Source organism: Pseudomonas sp. G3-19 (assembly GCF_054855875.1).
In genome coordinates this window covers 2,627,843-2,643,151 of sequence record NZ_JBMPIQ010000003.1, presented here as the reverse complement: position 1 = coordinate 2,643,151, position 15,309 = coordinate 2,627,843, and the positions used below count along the sequence as shown (strand labels likewise).

The window sequence follows — 15,309 nt, the reverse complement described above, 5'->3', positions numbered from 1 at the left end:
AGTGGCTATTGTATTCAAAGCCAGGGTTTTACTTGAACTAGGCGCAGAGCTCATCAGTTCCGATGCCGTTGCTCTATATGAGCTGGTAAAGAATGCGATTGATGCGGGCTCACCAGATGTCGATATATCTATTACGATTGCGCTGCAGCGCTCTGCGTTTGATGAGCTCAATAGCATTCTGGATAGCGATAAGGGTTATCAAGAAAAGTTGACATTGTTCATGGAAAGTGTCGATCGCTTGGTGGAAGAGGATGCCCCTAAGGATGCTCTGGATACCTTTTATACCTGTCTAGGAACACCAAATAATATTGATGAAGCCAAATCCAAGCTTGCGCAAGCGTATTTTAAATCTAATAAAATCGTCATAAGTGATTGCGGTCATGGTATGACCATGGAAGCGTTGCGAAAATGTTATCTCACTGTAGGCACGCCTATGCGTGTAAATGAGCGAGAGGCAAGAAAGAACGGTAAATCGTCACCGGCGGAAATGAAACCAATTTTGGGTGAAAAAGGTATCGGTCGTTTATCCGCGATGCGTTTAGGGCATTATGTCTATCTTAAAACGGCAGTTAAGGATGAGTCGGATTGGAAAATTCTTCGGATGGATTGGAGGAAGATATTCGCTGATCCTAACTTAGATGCTGATGCTTTGGACTATGAGCCTGAATCGGGGGGAGATAAGCCCGAGTCAGAGTACAGCGGTACGAAGTTAATTATTAGAGAGCTCCAGTCGGACTGGAGTCAGGAAAAGATAAACGGATTGATAAATTCGGAAATGGCTAAATTAGCCAATCCGTTCGATTCTAATTTTTTTAATAAGTATTTTAAATTCAATTATCAGGGGCAAAAGCTTAAGCTCGCATTTTTTGAGAAGTTGAAGCTGAATCATGCTGATGCTGTCTGTACCGCCAGTTTTAAAGCGCTGGAAGGTGTTGTTAGTGAGAACCCGCTAGATTCGTGGGAGCTGAGTGTCCTTGTTGAATATAAAAGATATGGTGCTCAGCGAGTTCACACTTTTTCGGGGGAACATTTGGCTGGATGTGTCAGAGAGAATCTCGTAAGGGTTAAAGCAAATAGTCCTATAGCATCTAACGATGTTGTTGTGAATGCACTAAAAACTCTTGGACCGTTCGAAGCGAAATTTTGGTGGTTTAACCGAGGACGGATCAGAAAAGAGAATAGTGATCTGTGGAGTGGTGGCTTAGAGAAGTTTGTTCGCTCTTGGAGCGGAGGACTATTGGTTTATCGGGACGGTTTTCGAGTCTATCCTTACGGTGGGCCAGCTGATGATTGGCTTGATTTGGATCGTAATGCTCTCTCAGCCTCGCAATACAAACTTAATAGAGCACAAATTGTTGGTTATTTGAAGATTGGCAAAGAAAGCAATCCTCAGCTCCATGATCAGACAAATCGGGAGGGCTTTCGTGACACCCCCGAGAAGGAAACCCTTCGTCGCCTGTTGCGTCATGTATTCATCACTGAGTGCCGACGTTATTTAGAAACGGTCGATAAGCAGCAGAAGAATGATGATGTGGATGCGGTTGAGGAGCTTGAAGAGCGATTGACCGACTCCCAGAAAAATGCTCTGAAAGGCCTAAGTGATCTACAAAATCGAGTGCCTCAAGAAAGTGAAGCAATTGAAAAAATCAGATTTCAGCTCGCGGATATACAGGATGCGTGGGAGCGGGCAAAGATCACGATCAAAAATCACGATGCTGATATGGAGCAGTATGTTCACTTAGCAGGTATTGGTCTGCAAGTGGAGATTATCTCTCATGAGCTTGCTCGTGTAACAGGAGATACCCTCGATATTCTTTCTAAGAAAGGGGATATTAATAATGAAGCGACAAAACAGTTTTTGCACGCGCAATTAAAAACGCTTAACAAGCGTGTGCGTGTTCTGGATATGTTGAGTATTCCAGGTCGCCAGACTAAGACTTGGGTCGATTTGGAAGAAATAAGCAGTCTGTTGTACGAGATGCATGAGGGGAAAATAAAGCGGCATGGCATTGTTTTTGAAGTTGAAGTTAAAAATGCTATGCCGCTCAAGGTGAAGGCTGAGAGAGGTCAGATTCTCCAGGTTCTTGATAACTTGTTTGTTAATTCATTTTATTGGCTTAAACATCGATTTAAACGTGATACGCCCCCAGCAATATCGATCTTGATTGATTATGAAAGCAAAAGTTTGACCTTTACCGACAATGGCCCTGGAATACCTGAAAGCATATCTGACAATAGATTCGATCCTTTTGTCACCTCTAAGCCTTCGGGTGAGGGGCGCGGTTTAGGATTGTTTATTTCTCGTCGGCTAGCATCATATAATGATGCGGAGTTGGTTTTGGGTGAAAAAATAAACGGTAAGTATAATTCTTTTGTTGTGAAGTTTAAGCAAGGAAAGGGATGATGGATGTCATGGAGTTGTTGCGTGGCTTTACAACGAAAGCGGTCATTGTCGACGATGGTTACAAAGACATTGATTTGTCCATGATCGATGGTGAAGACTTTCAAGAGTTTTATGAATACGTAATAATTGATGATCGATGGGGGCAATTAAAGCGAGATGCGTTTCCAGATTTTCCAGATTTAGATCCGGAAGATTTGATTGGCCATGAAGATGCGATTCGTGCTGCATGGGGCTTTTATCACGGTTCCTCGAATAATAATCATCCTTGCCTCGATATTGTATTTCGTCAGTTATTAGCTACAGTGGGTGTTAAAATTGCCCCTCTAAAGCCATTGGTTAGTTTTTTAGAAAAAAACTTAGGGCTTCAGGTAAAGCGTTTTAGTAGTGTTGAGGCGGCTGCGAGTGAAATCAAGAGCTGTCGCTTGGTTTTTTTAGACTTCTACTTGTCCGCGGGCTCTGCAGAGGAGATGTTGCAGAATATCGAGAAACACAAAGAATTATTGTCTAGTAAGGTGGAGGGAGATGACAGTTTACGTTTTGTTTATTTGATGTCTACTCAGCTTCCGCATAATTCAATTTTGGAGCGCTTCAGGCGTATCACTAATTTGAGGGCAGCACTCTTCAGTCCCGTGGAGAAAGACCTGCTAAAGCCCGAGTGGATTCAAGCCGAATTAGCGTCTAGAGTTGATAGATACAAGGATGTGGTGAAAGTTGAAACTTTTTTAGAGGCGTTTGCTGAGGCGATCACTTCTTCTTCTAAAAGTCTGCTTAACGATATTTCCGCTTTAGAATTGCATGATTTGTCTATTTTAAATAGCATGCGCCTATATAAAGAACAGGAGAGCTATGCGGAGTATTTGGGCTGGCTGTTCTCTGAGGCGTTGTCAGCTAAAATTAGAAACTCCAATGCGCTGATTGGATCTGCTAGAGATATTAACGATATCAGGCTCACACCTTTCTCAGGTATGTTAGAGCCTCGTTCGCTACTATTTAATTTGTATTCGGAAATCGCCTTTACCTACTTGGAAGAAGATGCAGGGGAGAGGCAGGTGCACTTTGGTGATGTTTATTATCCGAAAAAATTAATTCGGAATCTAAAGAAGTCGGACATTGCTAATAGGGTAAAGACAAAAAAAACTGATGTTCGCAATTGGAGTGATGTCCATCGTCGCGATGAGAAAAATGAGCTTGTTACTGCTAAAGCACAACCTAACACCGATCAGGTGCTTTTGGTGATCTCTCCTGCATGTGATCTTATCCGGTGCCCCTCTAACAACTATCAGGTTACGTGTGTCAGAGGTTTCATTGAGCACTCCACTCCCCGGCTAGCGGACTTATTCGATCAGGGCTATGTATTTGGAGAGAACAAACATTTGATGCGTGTTCAGTCAGGGGGGCATGCCGGTTACGCACTGATAAACTGGACGCCTAAGGACATAGTCACTGTTCCAATCGCGAACATTCGCAACAAGGGCTTGTTTGGGAAGCGGGCAAGAATGAATGAGTTGTTCTGCCACGAATTAAAAGAAGAAGCATTAAGGATTCTTGGGCGTGTAGGTGTGCCCGTGGATCCCTCTTTTTCTATTCCGTTGGGTGCTGCGTTTAGGTTTAAGCTTGGAAAAAACTTCAAAATATTACTTGCTCCTTCTGATGCATTTGTTTCTGCTGTTCGTGTTGCAGGTAATAAACTGAATGACCGTAAGATAGTTTTTACTTCTGAGTTCAAGCAGTGGTTTTGTAGAGAGCTTCGTGCGGCTTGTGATGGGCAGGAAACTCCAAAAAATGCTGCTGCCGTACTAGCCATTTTCGAGCAGGCGTCAAGTGTTGAATTTAGTGTTAAAAAGCAAGAGCCCGCTCTTGTTAGTGGCTTGGGTAAGTTGGTCTATCTAGATACTTACCTAGATGATCTTTGTACCCACGATTTGGCTCTTTACGTCTTTCCTTGGAAAGAACACTCTTAGAGAGGCATTGGCGTCACCATCAAGTACTGGTGGTGAGAATGTTTTCACTGTGGAGTTTTTTGGGATGCGAGACGAGTATTATGTAATGGTCTAAAAAGGTGTAGTGAGTTGGCGAGAGAACTTGGCCGTATTAATAAAACATGAGAGCCTTTTTAGCTTTTTCAGTGTATGAGTACACTTCGGCGCGATTTGATTTGGTGTTATAAGACCCTGCAATAGGCCCAGCACTGGTGGCTTTTTCTAAGCCTGTTTTTTCTCATCTGTAGTGCGATGCTACATACAAAGAAGGCCGCATAAGCGGCCTTCTTTTTGCATATCACGAGCGAGACCATTAGTCCCAGCTCAACGCACCACCAGTCTGATACTCAATAACCCGAGTTTCAAAGAAATTCTTCTCTTTCTTCAAGTCCATAATCTCGCTCATCCAAGGGAACGGGTTAGTCGTCCCTGGGTACTCTTCTTTCAAACCGATCTGCGACAAACGACGGTTAGCGATGAACTTCAGGTAGTCCTCCATCATCGCCGCGTTCATGCCCAGTACGCCGCGAGGCATGGTGTCGCGGGCGTATTCGATCTCTAGCTGCGTACCCTGCAGGATCATCTGGGTCGCTTCTTCCTTCATCTCGGCGTCCCACAGGTGTGGGTTTTCGATTTTGATCTGGTTGATCACGTCGATGCCGAAGTTCAGGTGCATGGATTCGTCGCGCAGGATGTACTGGAACTGCTCGGCGACGCCGGTCATTTTGTTGCGGCGGCCCATGGAGAGGATTTGGGTGAAGCCGCAGTAGAAGAAGATGCCTTCCAGAACGCAGTAGTAGGCGATCAGGTTGCGCAGTAGTTCTTTGTCGGTGTCCGGGGTGCCGGTTTCGAACTTCGGATCGGAGATCGAACGGGTGTATTTCAGGCCCCAGGCTGCCTTTTTGGCGACCGACGGGATCTCGTGGTACATGTTGAAGATCTCGCCTTCATCCATGGCCAGCGATTCGATGCAGTACTGGTAGGCGTGGGTGTGGATCGCCTCTTCGAACGCTTGGCGCAGGATGTACTGGCGGCATTCCGGGTTGGTGATCAGGCGGTACACGGCCAGGACCAGGTTGTTGGCAACCAGGGAGTCGGCGGTGGAGAAGAAGCCGAGGTTGCGCATCACGATGCGGCGCTCGTCGTCGGTCAGGCCTTCCGGGTTTTTCCAGAGGGCGATGTCGGCGGTCATGTTGACTTCTTGCGGCATCCAGTGGTTTGCGCAGCCGTCCAGGTACTTTTGCCAGGCCCAGTCGTACTTGAAGGGTACGAGTTGGTTGAGGTCGGCGCGGCAGTTGATCATGCGCTTTTCGTCAACGGCGACACGGGCGGAGGCGCCTTCGAGTTCGGCGAGGCCTTCGGCGACGTCGAGGGAATCCAGTGCGGCCTTGGCGCGGGCCACGGCGGCCGAGTCGTCGGCGGTCACGGCGCGGGCTTCCAGCGCTGCGGCACCGCCGGCGCTGTCGAGGCGGTCCATGTTGGCTTCAGTAGCGTGGCCGGCGTTGGCGCCTTTCACGGTTGCTACTTCACTGTCTTCTTTGTCGAATTCGTCCCAGCTCAGCATGACGTGTCGTCTCCTGCGTGAGGGCCTGTCGCCCCGTGTGAAACCTGATTGGTTGGTTTTTCACACGGTCGTACAGACCGCGTTGGATCTTAAGGAATCGTTTTTTGCGGCAGCCAAGGCAGGCAATAAAACAGAATTTTGTACGGGTTTCCGAGAGCCTCTGACGGGCGCAGATCAGCGTTGACGCTGCTGCGGGGCTTCAGAATGGCTTTTGCTCCCTGTAAGGGAATATTGCTGACCCGATTAGGGCGGCATTATAGGGAAAAAAACGCGGGCGTGGGGGAGGGCGAAACACCGCAGGGCGTTCGATTGGCCGGGTGATTTCGATCGGAGCGAGGGTTTACAGGGCTTTCGCTGGGATTGGCCGGCGAGAATTTTTTTTCATTAATTTTTTTGCGAGGCTTCGGTTGCTCAAGAAATGAGCAAAAAACCGGGTTTTTCACTATATCTTGTGTTTTGCAAGCCTTTTGAGCGACTCCAGACACAACTGAGCCCGACCGAAGCCGGGCTGGAATCGACCCTCAAATGAGGCGCTGAGTGGTCCGATTCGGTGCAGTCTCAATCATCAATTGGTGCAGCCGTTGCCCATGACGCTGTAACGCAGGATGTGGCGCTGACCCTTGGAGTCGTCGTACTCCATTTTGGCCGGTACCACTTCGCAGACATTCGGCACTTCGCTCATCGATACAACTTTGGCGATGTCCAGGTGAGTGGAGTAAGTGTATTCCTCGATCACCGGTTGTTGCTGTGCGACATCAGTCGGGACCTCGTCTGCCATGGCGGTTGCGCACAGACTGCTGAGGGCCAGAACCAATAAAGCTTTCATTTCAGATTTACCTTTTTGAGGTCGAGTGGGGTCACGCAACCTTTTTAGGGTTGCGTGTGGAACTTCATCATTTGCAGTTATTACTTGAGAGCTGGATTAACGGCCTTCGTGGGGGCTGTAACGTTGTTAATCGCGTTTGCCTTGTCGGCGATGCGGATTTTAGGGAGGTGGGGTGGGGGTAAACAGGTGGGGTTTTGATAAACACTTTTCGCGGTTTTGGTAACAATCGGTCGTTAGGGGGGGGAAGAGCGTTTTCTGGCGATGCAATTTGTCTGGGGAACCGAGTTGTCTGGATCGCTTGCAGGCAAGCTCCTACAAGGGGGTTGGGGTGTTTGAGGGTAGTGCGTCGGGCTTGCTGTCTGGGTATCGCCATGTTTTGTAGGGGCTTGTTACTACCATCGTCGAATGGTTCTATGGGCCCGGCCCGGCTACAACGGGGTCATACAAAAACAACTATTCCACCGAGGTAAGAAAGATGAGTGCGGCTTCTCTGTATCCCGTTCGTCCCGAGGTTCTGGCCAATACGCTGACTGACGAGGCGACCTACAAAGCCATGTACCAGCAGTCGGTCGTCAACCCTGACGGTTTCTGGCGCGAGCAAGCCAAGCGCCTCGACTGGATCAAGCCTTTCACCACGGTGAAGCAGACTTCCTTCGACGATCACCATGTCGACATCAAATGGTTCGCCGACGGCACCCTGAACGTTTCCTACAACTGCCTCGACCGTCATCTGGCCGAGCGCGGCGATCAAGTCGCAATCATCTGGGAAGGCGACGATCCTTCCGAAAGCCGCAACATCACCTACCGCGAACTCCACGAACAAGTCTGCAAACTGGCCAACGCCCTGCGTGGTCAGGACGTGCATCGCGGCGACGTGGTGACTATCTATATGCCGATGATCCCCGAAGCCGTGGTCGCCATGCTGGCCTGTACCCGGATCGGCGCGATTCATTCGGTGGTGTTCGGTGGTTTCTCGCCGGAAGCGCTGGCGGGGCGGATCATCGACTGCCGCTCGAAAGTGGTGATCACTGCTGACGAAGGCATCCGTGCCGGCAAGAAGATCTCGCTGAAAGCCAACGTCGACGACGCGCTGACCAACCCGGAAACCAGCAGCATCCAGAAAGTCATCGTGTGTAAGCGCACCGGTGGCGACATCAAGTGGAACCAGCACCGCGACATCTGGTACGAAGACCTGATGAAAGTGGCGGGCACCGTCTGCGCGCCGAAAGAGATGGGCGCTGAAGAAGCGCTGTTCATCCTTTATACCTCCGGCTCGACCGGCAAGCCGAAGGGCGTGCAGCACACCACCGGCGGTTATTTGCTGTACGCGGCGATGACCCACGAGCGCGTGTTCGACTACCGTCCGGGCGAAATCTACTGGTGCACCGCCGACGTCGGCTGGGTCACCGGTCACAGTTACATCGTCTACGGCCCGCTGGCCAATGGCGCGACCACGCTGCTGTTCGAAGGCGTGCCGAACTACCCGGACATCACCCGGGTGGCGAAGATCGTCGACAAGCACAAGGTCAACATCCTCTACACCGCGCCGACCGCGATCCGCGCGATGATGGCCTCCGGCACCGCCGCCGTTGAAGGCGCTGACGGCAGCAGCCTGCGTCTGCTCGGTTCGGTGGGCGAGCCGATCAACCCGGAAGCCTGGGACTGGTACTACAAGAATGTCGGCAAGTCGCGTTGCCCGATCGTTGATACCTGGTGGCAGACCGAGACCGGCGGCAACATGATGAGCCCGCTGCCGGGGGCGCATGCACTGAAGCCGGGGTCGGCGGCACGTCCGTTCTTCGGTGTGGTGCCGGCGCTGGTCGACAACCTCGGCAACATCATCGAGGGCGAGGCCGAGGGCAATCTGGTGATTCTCGATTCGTGGCCGGGTCAGGCGCGCACGTTGTATGGCGATCACGACCGCTTCGTCGACACCTACTTCAAGACCTTTCGTGGCATGTACTTCACCGGTGACGGTGCGCGGCGTGACGCTGATGGTTACTACTGGATCACCGGGCGTGTCGACGACGTGCTCAACGTCTCCGGCCACCGTATGGGTACGGCCGAGATCGAAAGCGCCATGGTTGCGCACCCGAAAGTCGCCGAAGCGGCGGTGGTCGGTGTACCGCACGACATCAAGGGGCAGGGGATTTATGTCTACGTCACCTTGAAGAATGGCGAAGAGCCGAGCGAGCAACTGCGTCTGGAACTGAAGAACTGGGTGCGCAAAGAGATCGGCCCGATTGCTTCGCCGGACGTGATCCAGTGGGCGCCGGGGCTGCCGAAGACGCGTTCGGGCAAGATCATGCGGCGGATTCTGCGCAAGATTGCTACGGCTGAGTACGATGGGTTGGGCGATATCTCGACCCTGGCGGATCCGGGTGTGGTGCAGCATTTGATCGATACGCACAAGACGATGAATGTGGCTTAAGCCTGTCTGATGCATTGAAAAGCCCTGTCCGGTGATGCCGGGTGGGGCTTTTTTGTGTCTGGTGGGTTTGTGGTGGTTTTGCTGGCCTCATCGCGAGCAGGCTCACTCCTACAGTTGATTGGAGCGCGATCACTGTAGGAGTGAGCCTGCTCGCGATAGCCATCTGTCAGACACCGGTGTACTTCGCTGTCGGAATGAAAACCCACCCAACCAATAATTATCGATTTCCTGCGTAAGCCCCTTCCCGCTGTTACCCATCCCCGTCCGAGTAACCAAATGTGTAACCGCCCGCCCCGCCGCGGGGCGAAGGGAAACGCAATGCCCCGTTTTAGAGCCTTAAACCCCCCGGTGAAAAATAAGACACAACGCTGCGCTTGCCGGATTAGAAGGGTTTGCGAATAATAGGCCCGCAATTTGCAGCATAGATCGGTTCACTGTCTTTCGCTCTTGCATGAATTTGCAAGGCTGTCAATGCGCTCAAGCGGGTTTCTCTGTGCATCTGTAATTAGTTGTCGCATTGAAGAAATATCGGCTTCGGGCCTGTCGTTAGAATGCCGATCACTCGCTCATCGTGGCTGACGTTGAAACCTCCGAGGGTTTCAATGGGAAATTTCCCACCGATGCTGCGCCGCTTTCCCGATTCACCCATTCGCATATTGGGCTGTCGCTCACTCTGCCGTTTTTGCCCTTTACCGATGGAGTCCCAAGATGAAGAAACTTGTGCTGCTTGGCGCCCTGGCACTGTCCGTGCTGTCGCTGAATTCCTTCGCTGATGAAAAACCTCTGAAGATCGGTATCGAAGCGGCGTACCCTCCGTTCGCTTCGAAAGCGCCGGATGGCAGCATCGTTGGTTTCGACTACGACATCGGCAATGCCCTGTGTGAAGAAATGAAGGTCAAGTGCCAGTGGGTCGAGCAAGAGTTCGACGGTCTGATCCCGGCACTGAAAGTGCGCAAGATCGACGCGATCCTGTCGTCGATGTCGATCACTGAAGACCGCAAGAAATCCGTGGACTTCACCAACAAGTACTACAACACCCCGGCCCGTCTGGTCATGAAGCAGGGCACCGTTGTCAGCGACAACCTGTCTGAGCTCAAGGGCAAAAACATCGGTGTACAACGTGGTTCGATCCACGAGCGTTTCGCCCGCGAAGTCCTGGCCCCGCTGGGTGCCGAGATCAAGCCATACGGCTCGCAGAACGAAATCTACCTCGACGTGGCTGCTGGTCGCCTCGACGGTACTGTGGCTGACGCCACTCTGCTGCAAGACGGCTTCCTGAACACTGATTCCGGCAAAGGCTTCGCCTTCGTCGGCCCGCAGTTCACCGACGTCAAATACTTCGGCGATGGCGTAGGCATCGCGGTGCGCAAGGGCGACGCGCTGAAAGACAAGATCAACGCGGCCATCGCGGCCATCCGTGAAAACGGTAAATACAAAGCCATCCAGGACAAATACTTCGCCTTCGATATCTACGGCAAGTAACACGTCTCTGCGACAAGTCAGAAATGGCGCAAGCAACAGGATCTCTGCGGTTTGCGCCATTTTTTCATCCCAACTTTCGAGGACCTGAATCATGTTGAAAGGCTACGGGGCTGTCATCCTCGATGGCGCATGGCTGACGCTTCAGCTCGCCTTGTCGTCCATGGCCCTGGCCATCGTTCTCGGGCTGATCGGGGTCGCGTTGCGCCTGTCGCCGATTCGTTGGCTGGCGTGGCTGGGCGATCTGTATTCCACGGTGATCCGCGGGATTCCCGACTTGGTGCTGATCCTGCTGATCTTTTACGGCGGTCAGGACTTGCTCAACCGTGTTGCGCCGATGCTCGGTTATGACGACTACATCGACCTGAACCCGCTGGCCGCCGGTATCGGCACCCTCGGTTTCATCTTCGGTGCGTACCTGTCGGAGACGTTCCGTGGCGCGTTCATGGCGATCCCCAAGGGCCAGGCCGAAGCGGGCATGGCGTACGGCATGAGCAGTTTTCAGGTGTTCTTCCGGGTGATGGTGCCGCAGATGATTCGCCTGGCGATTCCTGGCTTCACCAACAACTGGCTGGTGCTGACCAAAGCCACCGCGCTGATTTCGGTGGTCGGTCTGCAAGACATGATGTTCAAGGCCAAGCAGGCGGCAGATGCCACCCGCGAGCCTTTCACCTTCTTCCTCGCAGTGGCGGCGATGTACCTGGTGATCACCAGTGTCTCGTTGCTGGCGCTGCGTCACCTTGAGAAGCGCTACTCGGTAGGCGTAAGGGCGGCTGATCTATGATCTTCGACTACAACGTCATTTGGGAGGCCATGCCGCTGTACCTCGGCGGCCTGCTGACCACCCTCAAACTGCTCGCGCTGTCGCTGTTGTTCGGTCTGTTGGCGGCACTGCCGCTGGGCCTGATGCGCGTCTCGAAGAACCCGATCGTCAACGGCGCCGCGTGGCTCTACACCTACGTGATCCGCGGCACGCCGATGCTGGTGCAACTGTTCCTGATCTACTACGGCCTGGCGCAGTTCGAAGCAGTACGTGAAAGCTTCTTGTGGCCGTGGCTGTCCAGCGCGACGTTCTGTGCGTGCCTGGCGTTCGCGATCAACACCAGCGCCTACACCGCCGAGATCATTGCCGGCAGCCTCAAGGCCACGCCGAACGGCGAGATCGAAGCCGCCAAGGCCATGGGCATGTCGCGCTTCAAACTGTACAAGCGCATTCTGTTGCCGTCGGCCCTGCGCCGGGCACTGCCGCAGTACAGCAACGAAGTGATCATGATGCTGCAGACCACCAGTCTGGCGTCCATCGTGACCCTGATCGACATCACCGGCGCGGCCCGTACCGTCAACGCGCAGTACTACCTGCCGTTCGAGGCGTACATCACCGCCGGCGTGTTCTACCTGTGCCTGACCTTCATTCTGGTGCGCCTGTTCAAGCTGGCCGAGCGTCGCTGGCTGAGCTATCTGGCCCCACGGAAGCACTGATATGGAACGCATCGACCACGTATTGCCGTGGAGCCATCTGGGCAGCGAGCGCAAGATCTCGGTCTTCCGCTTCGGCAGCGGTGAGCGCAAGGCTTACATCCAAGCCAGCCTGCACGCTGACGAACTGCCGGGCATGCGCACCGCCTGGGAGCTGAAAAAACGCCTCGGCGAACTCGAAGCCCAGGGCCTGCTCAACGGCGTGATCGAGCTGGTGCCGGTCGCCAACCCGCTGGGCCTCGGCCAGTTGCTGCAAGGCAATCATCAGGGGCGTTTCGAGGCGGGCAGCGGCAAGAATTTCAACCGCGATTTCGTCGAGCTGAGCGCACCGGTTGCGGCGACGCTGGCCGAGCGTCTCGGTGACGATCCGCACGCCAACATTCGGCTGATCCGTCAGGCCATGGCTGATCACCTGGCTGCGTTGCCCGAAGCGAGCAGTCAGTTGCAAGGCATGCAGCGCGTTTTGCTCAGCCACGCCTGCACTGCCGATGTGGTGCTCGACTTGCACTGCGACGCTGAAGCCGCGCTGCACATGTATGCGCTGCCGCAGCACTGGCCGCAGTGGCGCTCGTTGGCGGCGCACCTGAATGTGAAGGTCGGTTTGCTGGCGGAAGATTCCGGCGGCAGCTCCTTCGATGAAGCGTGCTCGTTGCCATGGTTGCGTCTGTCGCGGCAGTTTCCGGACGCGCAGATCCCACTGGCGTGCCTGGCGACCACCGTCGAGCTCGGCGGTCAGGCCAATACCGACCGCGTTGATGCGCAAGCCTGGGCTGAAGGCATTCTGGCGTTCCTTGCCGAGCAAGGCCTGATCACTGGCGAATGGCTGAAGCCGGCCAACGAAGCGTGCGAAGGCATGCCGTTCGAAGGCACTGAATTACTGTTGGCGCCGCACCCCGGTGTGGTGAGTTTCCTGCGTAAACCTGGCGAGTGGGTTGACGCCGGGGATGAGATTTTCGAAGTGATCGACCCTGTGTCCGATCGGGTCAGCACGGTGTGTGCTGGTACGTCCGGGGTGCTGTTTGCCATTGAACGGCTGCGCTATGCCCAACCCGGTTTCTGGCTGGCCAAGGTGGCGGGGCGCGAAGCGCTGCGTCACGGGCGCTTGCTCAACGACTGACTGACTGTTTTTGTGAGAACCGACCGCATGTACAAACTTGAAGTCCAAGACCTGCATAAACGCTATGGCAGTCACGAAGTGCTCAAGGGCGTGTCCCTGAAAGCGGCAGCCGGCGATGTGATCAGCATCATCGGCTCCAGTGGCTCCGGCAAAAGTACTTTCCTGCGCTGCATCAACCTGCTTGAGCAGCCGCACGCGGGCAAGATCCTGCTCAACAACGAAGAGCTGAAACTGGTAGCGAACAAGGACGGCGCGCTGAAAGCCGCTGATCCGAAACAGCTGCAGCGCATGCGTTCGCGCCTGTCGATGGTGTTCCAGCATTTCAACTTGTGGTCGCACATGACTGCGCTGGAAAACATCATGGAAGCGCCGGTCCACGTGCTGGGCGTGTCCAAGGCTGAAGCGCGCGAGAAAGCCGAGCACTACCTGAACAAGGTTGGCGTGGCCCATCGTAAAGATGCGTTCCCGGGGCACATGTCCGGTGGCGAGCAGCAGCGTGTGGCGATTGCCCGTGCGCTGGCGATGGAGCCGGAAGTGATGCTGTTCGACGAACCGACTTCGGCGCTTGACCCGGAGCTGGTCGGTGACGTGCTGAAAGTCATGCAGGCCCTCGCTCAGGAAGGCCGCACCATGGTCGTGGTCACGCACGAAATGGGCTTCGCCCGTGAAGTGTCGAACCAGTTGGTGTTCCTGCACAAAGGTGTCGTGGAAGAGAGCGGCAACCCGCGCGAAGTGCTGGTCAATCCGCAATCGGAGCGTTTGCAACAGTTCCTCTCAGGTAGCCTCAAGTAATCGCTGCCGTTATGCACCAGATTAGGTCATGCTTCGCGACCTGAAGACTTGCTCGGCCCTCTGTGGGAGCGGGCTTGCTCGCGAAAGCGGTGTTTCAGTCGACATCATTGGTGTCTGATCTACCGCATTCGCGAGCAAGCCCGCTCCCACAATGGACCTGCGACAGCTTCGATTACGGGCTAGCATTGGCCCATGCCTTCATCACCGTTCTTCGTTTCGGATTGCCCGCCCATGACTGCCCATCGAATTGGTTTCCTGATTTGGCCCAGCACTAAAGCTTTGACGCTGGCGCTGGCGGAGGAGGCCTTGCGTGTTGCTCAGCGGGTGCATCCGGAGGTGGTTTACGAACTGTCGTTCCTCCAGGCCGAAACCGTGACAGACGTTGCGGCCGAGGGGGCGTGGCAACTGCCCGGCGAGGCGTGGACCGGCAAGCTGGAAAACTTCCAGAAACTCTTTTTGCTCGCCGACGAGCCACCGACCACTCTGGCCCCGGCCCTCAGCAGCGCGCTCAAGCAACTGGTGCGTGCCGGTTGCGTGATCGGTGGTCTGTCGGCCGGTGTCTATCCGTTGGCGCAGCTCGGTCTGCTCGACGGCTACCGCGCGGCTGTGCACTGGCGCTGGCAGGACGATTTCGCCGAGCGCTTCCCGAAAGTCATCGCCACCAGTCACCTGTTCGACTGGGATCGCGATCGCCTGACCGCGTGCGGCGGCATGTCGGTACTCGACCTGCTGCTGGCAGTGCTGGCCCGTGATCATGGAGCAGAACTGGCCGGTGCGGTGTCCGAAGAACTGGTGGTCGAGCGCATCCGCGAGGGCGGTGAACGCCAGCGCATTCCACTGCAGAACCGCCTCGGTTCCAGCCATCCGAAGCTCACCCAAGCGGTGTTGCTGATGGAAGCCAACATCGAAGAGCCGCTGACCACCGACGAAATCGCCCAGCACGTGTGCGTGTCCCGTCGACAGCTGGAGCGGATCTTCAAGCAATACCTCAACCGCGTGCCGAGCCAGTACTACCTGGAACTGCGCCTGAACAAGGCCCGGCAGATGTTGATGCAAACCAGCAAGTCGATCATCCAGATCGGCCTGTCCTGCGGTTTCTCCTCCGGGCCGCATTTCTCCAGCGCCTACCGCAACTTCTTCGGCGCCACGCCGCGCGAAGATCGCAACCAGCGGCGCAGCAGCAGTCCGTTCGAACTGTCGTCAGTGCCGCCGGAGCGCGGTTGACGCACCCCGGCAGAACC

General features: G+C 54.3%; 11 protein-coding genes. 9 read left to right on the top strand and 2 right to left on the bottom strand.

Annotation, left to right across the window (positions count from 1 at the left end; all coding sequences use genetic code 11):
- The first annotated feature begins 1 nt into the window (after position 1).
- Both ACOYXI_RS12165 and ACOYXI_RS12160 read left to right on the top strand, forming a co-directional pair.
- The gene (locus ACOYXI_RS12165) at positions 2–2,404 is read left to right on the top strand and encodes an ATP-binding protein (protein WP_461674879.1); all 2,403 of its coding nucleotides are present in this window, start codon (positions 2–4) and stop codon (positions 2,402–2,404) included.
- Positions 2,404–4,365 (top strand): hypothetical protein, encoded by a 1,962-nt coding sequence (locus ACOYXI_RS12160; protein WP_461674878.1) that lies wholly within the window; start codon positions 2,404–2,406, stop codon positions 4,363–4,365. Before ACOYXI_RS12165 ends, ACOYXI_RS12160 begins: the two co-directional genes overlap by 1 nt.
- A gap of 331 nt (positions 4,366–4,696) precedes the next feature.
- Here ACOYXI_RS12160 and ACOYXI_RS12155 read toward each other — a convergent pair whose 3' ends face one another.
- Together ACOYXI_RS12155 and ACOYXI_RS12150 are read right to left on the bottom strand one after the other, a co-directional pair.
- Positions 4,697–5,947: a ribonucleotide-diphosphate reductase subunit beta gene (locus tag ACOYXI_RS12155; RefSeq protein ID WP_003227292.1), complete on the bottom strand. Its 1,251-nt coding sequence runs from the start codon at positions 5,945–5,947 to the stop codon at positions 4,697–4,699.
- A 565-nt stretch (positions 5,948–6,512) separates the two neighbouring features.
- Positions 6,513–6,773, bottom strand: a complete 261-nt coding sequence (locus tag ACOYXI_RS12150) for a DUF2790 domain-containing protein (protein ID WP_027612631.1) — start codon at positions 6,771–6,773, stop codon at positions 6,513–6,515.
- Between the two features lie 475 nt (positions 6,774–7,248).
- Here ACOYXI_RS12150 and acs point away from each other — a divergent pair, with 475 nt between their 5' ends.
- From acs to argR, 7 genes are all read left to right on the top strand, one after another.
- Complete coding sequence (acs, locus tag ACOYXI_RS12145; RefSeq protein WP_096795023.1) at positions 7,249–9,204, top strand: acetate--CoA ligase; 1,956 nt, start codon at positions 7,249–7,251, stop codon at positions 9,202–9,204.
- Between the two features lie 708 nt (positions 9,205–9,912).
- Positions 9,913–10,686, top strand: a complete 774-nt coding sequence (locus ACOYXI_RS12140) for an ABC transporter substrate-binding protein (RefSeq protein ID WP_027612633.1) — start codon at positions 9,913–9,915, stop codon at positions 10,684–10,686.
- 91 nt (positions 10,687–10,777) lie between these two features.
- Positions 10,778–11,467 carry an ABC transporter permease gene (locus ACOYXI_RS12135; protein WP_003227287.1) on the top strand — a complete coding sequence of 230 codons (690 nt, stop codon included), beginning with the start codon at positions 10,778–10,780 and terminating at the stop codon, positions 11,465–11,467.
- Positions 11,464–12,162, top strand: a complete 699-nt coding sequence (locus tag ACOYXI_RS12130; protein WP_097085837.1) for an ABC transporter permease — start codon at positions 11,464–11,466, stop codon at positions 12,160–12,162. Before ACOYXI_RS12135 ends, ACOYXI_RS12130 begins: the two co-directional genes overlap by 4 nt.
- A 1-nt stretch (position 12,163) precedes the next feature.
- Positions 12,164–13,276 carry a M14 family metallopeptidase gene (locus tag ACOYXI_RS12125; protein ID WP_461674877.1) on the top strand — a complete coding sequence of 371 codons (1,113 nt, stop codon included), beginning with the start codon at positions 12,164–12,166 and terminating at the stop codon, positions 13,274–13,276.
- 27 nt (positions 13,277–13,303) lie between these two features.
- Positions 13,304–14,068 (top strand): ABC transporter ATP-binding protein, encoded by a 765-nt coding sequence (locus ACOYXI_RS12120; RefSeq protein WP_003227281.1) that lies wholly within the window; start codon positions 13,304–13,306, stop codon positions 14,066–14,068.
- Between the two features lie 231 nt (positions 14,069–14,299).
- On the top strand, positions 14,300–15,292 hold the full coding sequence (argR, locus tag ACOYXI_RS12115; protein WP_027612635.1) for a transcriptional regulator ArgR: 993 nt from the start codon (positions 14,300–14,302) through the stop codon (positions 15,290–15,292).
- The last annotated feature ends 17 nt before the right edge of the window (positions 15,293–15,309 follow it).